Source organism: Azospirillum sp. UFLA03-27 (genome assembly GCF_059803775.1).
Window position 1 is genome coordinate 1 of the sequence record NZ_JAUQTX010000399.1, and the last position, 3,598, is coordinate 3,598.

Annotated in this window: 3 protein-coding genes; all 3 read left to right on the forward strand. The window is 69.9% G+C overall.

Translation table 11 applies throughout. From position 1 onward, the window contains the following. The first annotated feature begins 25 nt into the window (after positions 1-25). The 3 genes from Q4I23_RS31390 to Q4I23_RS31400 are packed head-to-tail and all read left to right on the forward strand — an operon-like array spanning position 26 to position 3,524. A complete protein-coding gene (locus tag Q4I23_RS31390) occupies positions 26-991 on the forward strand; it encodes a branched-chain amino acid ABC transporter permease (protein WP_498528814.1) in 966 nt (321 codons plus the stop codon). A 9-nt stretch (positions 992-1,000) separates the two neighbouring features. Next, the gene (locus Q4I23_RS31395; RefSeq protein ID WP_498528815.1) at positions 1,001-2,797 is read left to right on the forward strand and encodes a branched-chain amino acid ABC transporter ATP-binding protein/permease; all 1,797 of its coding nucleotides are present in this window, start codon (positions 1,001-1,003) and stop codon (positions 2,795-2,797) included. Continuing rightward, positions 2,790-3,524 carry an ABC transporter ATP-binding protein gene (locus Q4I23_RS31400; protein ID WP_498528816.1) on the forward strand — a complete coding sequence of 245 codons (735 nt, stop codon included), beginning with the start codon at positions 2,790-2,792 and terminating at the stop codon, positions 3,522-3,524. The genes Q4I23_RS31395 and Q4I23_RS31400 overlap by 8 nt, the downstream gene beginning before the upstream one ends. The last annotated feature ends 74 nt before the right edge of the window (positions 3,525-3,598 follow it).

A 3,598-nucleotide genomic window follows, 5' to 3' on the forward strand; every position in this document is an offset into this window, starting at 1 on the left:
GTTATAGTCTCGTGGGCTCGGAGATGTGTATAAGAGACAGCCCCAGAGGGGAGAGGGGACTCAAAGGCGGGTGCTGCGACGGGGGAGAGACAACAAGGACGACGCCATGCATTTCGTGCTGCAACTCGTTTTCGCCGGCGTCTGCGTCGGCGCGGTCTACGCGCTCATCGCCATGGGGCTGTCGCTGACCTTCTGGACCACGCGGACGCTGAATTTCGGCCAGGGCTCGCTGCTGATGACCGCCTCGGTCGCGACGGTGGCGATGCTGGGAGCCGGGATGCCCACGGCCCTCGCCGTGCCGCTGGGCATCCTGCTGGCCGGCGGGCTGATGGTGGTGGCGGAGCGGATCGCCATCCGCCCGCTGCTGAAATCCGGCGACAGCATGGGCTGGGTGGTCTCCACGCTGGGGCTCGGCATCTTCCTCCAGGGTTTCGTCTCCACCGTCTTCGGCTCGCAGGCCATCGCCTTCCCGTCGCTGGTCTTCGACAGCCTGGATTCGGTGGACATCGCCGGGGTCCAGGTCTCGTCGCAGTATCTCGCCGTTCTCGGCCTGTCGCTCACCCTGATGGTGGCGATGGAGCTGTTCCTGCGCCGCTCCGCCTGGGGCCGCGCGGTGCGGGCGGTGTCGCACGACGCCGACGCGGCGGCGCTGGCCGGCATTCCGGTGCGCCGGGTGATCGTGCTGTCCTTCGTCGCCAGCGGCGTGCTGGCCGGCATCGCCGGGGTGATGGTCGCGCAGATCACCGGCACCGTCGATCCCAGCTTCGGCTTCAACCTGATGGTGCTGGGCTTTGTAGCGGCGGTCTTCGGCGGCATGGGCAACACCGCCGGCGCCCTGGTCGGCGGCATTGCGCTCGGTGTCATCGAGAAGCTGGTCGGCGGCTACGTCTCCACCGCCGCCGAACACGGCATGGCCTTCGCCATCCTGATGGTGATCCTCGCCATCCGCCCGCAGGGCCTGTTCGGCCGCAAGGAATTCACGAAGGTGTAAGGGCCAGCGATGCGGAATCTCCTCTCCTTCCTCACCCGGACCCCGGTGGTCGCGGCCCTGCTGGTGGCGCTCGGCGTCGCGGCGGAGTTCGTCAGCGGCTCCACCGTGCAGATCTGGTCGTTCCTTCTCGTCAACGTCCTGCTGGCCCAGAGCATCAACCTGCTGACCGGCGTCGCCGGCCAGATTTCGCTGGGCCACGCCGGATTCCTCGGCATCGGCGCCTACGGCTCCGCCCTGCTGATGAAGAACTTCGGGCTTCCGCTGCCGCTGACCCTGCTGTCCGGCGCGGCGATGGGGGCGTTGAGCGGATGGCTGCTGTCCTTCGCCGCCGGTCGGGTGCGCGAGTTCTACCTCGCCATGATGACGCTCGGCTTCGGCATGATCTTCTACGAGGTGGTGCGCGAGTGGACCTCGGTCACCGGCGGCATGATGGGGCTGAGCGGCGTGCCGTCGCCCGGCCTGCGCACGCTGACCCTGTTCGGCTGGTCCGTCGGCCCGACCGCCTATTTCCAGATCATGCTGGCGGTGGTGGCCGGGGTCGTGTGGCTGCTGCGGAACTTCGTCACCAGCCCCTTCGGCCGCGCCTTCTTCGCCATCCATGTCAGCGAGGTGGCCGCCGGCAGCATCGGCGTGCCGCGCGCCCGCACCAAGCGGAACGCCTACATGCTCAGCGCCGCGCTGGCCGGTCTGGCGGGGGGCTTCTACGCCCATCTCGTCGGCTATCTCGGTCCGGAGACCTTCGGGCTTCACCGCTCGGTGGAGGTGCTGGTGATGGCGGTGGTCGGCGGGCTGGGCACGTTGGCCGGGCCGGTGCTGGGCGCAATCGTCTTCACCTATCTGCCGGAGAAGCTCCAGATCTTTGCCGAGTACCAGTTCATGGTCTACGGCCTGATCCTGCTGCTGTCCTTCGTCCTGCTGCCGCGCGGGCTGGCCGGGCTGCTGCTGCCGCGCCCGCGCTTCGCCAAGGACGTGGCGCCGCTGCGGGCCGCGCCCCCCGCCGCTCTGAAACCATCGGGGAGCGGGCCGCTGCTGAGCGCGGAGGGGGTTTCCATCAGCTTCCTCGGGCTGAGGGCGCTCGACAACGCCTCGGTGACGTTGGGGCCGGGGGAGATCCTCGGCCTCGTCGGGCCGAACGGCTCGGGCAAGAGCACGCTGGTCAACATCATCAGCGGCATCTACCGGCCGGGCGACGGGCGCGTGACCTTCGACGGCGCCGCCATCACCGGCCTGCCCGACCACGCGGTGGCGCGGCGGGGGGCCCTGCGCACCTTCCAAGACCCGCGGCTCGTCCCAGCCTTCACGGTGCGCGAGAACGTACTGCTCGGCGGGCACCGGCTCTACCGGCAGAACCCGCTGGCGGCGGCGCTGAACCTGCCGGGCGCCCTGCGCGAGGACGCCGCGATGCTGGGCCGCGCCGACGCCATCATCGCCATGGCCGGCCTGTCGCATCTGGCCGACACGCCGGTGCGCGACCTGCCTTACGGCGACCAGCGGATGACCGAGCTGTCGCGCGTCATCCTGGCCGACCCGCGCCTCGTCATGCTCGACGAGCCGGCGGCGGGCCTGTCGGAGGTCGAACTGGAACGGCTGGGCGGGCTGGTCCGCCATCTGAAGGAACGGGGTGTCGGCGTGATCCTGATCGAGCACCACATGGATTTCCTCAACGAGCTGGTCGACCGCGTGGTCGTGCTGGACAGCGGGCGGGTCATCTACCAGGGCGGCATGGCCGGCATGTACCGCGACCCGGCGGTGGTCGCCGCCTATCTCGGCACCGAAACCCACCCGGGGGAGGCCGTCCATGCCTGACGAGATCAATCTTGCGGGGGGCCTCGAAATCCACGGGCTGGAGGTCCGCTACGGACCGGTCGAGGCGGTGCGCGGCGTTTCGCTGCGGGCCGAGCCGGGGACCATCACCGCCATCCTGGGCGCCAACGGGGCCGGCAAATCCTCGCTGATGAAGGCGATCTCCGGCCTGGTCCCGGCGGCGGCGGGGCGCATCACGCTGGATGGCGACGACATCACGCGGCTTTCCCCGCACGAGCGGGCGCGCCGCGGCTTGTCGCACGCGCTGGAAGGACGCCGGCTGTTCCACCGCATGACGGTGGAGGAGAACCTGAAGGTTGCCTGGGACTTCCGCAACCGCGGCGGCAACTTCCGCGCGGTGGCCGACCGCGTCTACGAGCAATTCCCCATGTTGGCGCCGCGGCGTCAGACCCCGGCGGGGATGCTGTCGGGCGGTCAGCAGCAGATGGTCATCCTGTCGGCGGCGCTGATCCACGAGCCGCGCTACCTGCTGCTCGACGAGCCGTCGCTCGGGCTGGCGCCGGTGATCGTGCAGCAGATCTTCGGCTTCATCGAGTCGGTCTGCCGCGAGCGCGGCACCACCATCCTGCTGTGCGAGCAGGTGGCGGCCATCGCCCTGCGCGTCGCCCATTCCGGCTGCGTGCTGCGGCGCGGGCAGGTGGTGCGCGGCGGTCCGGCGGCGGAGCTGGCCGCCGATCCGGCGCTGTCGGCGGCTTATCTGGGCGGGTGAGGGTGCGGCAGCCGCGTGCCCCCACCCCTGTCTCTTATACACATCTGACGCTGCCGACGATTATACGCGAGTGT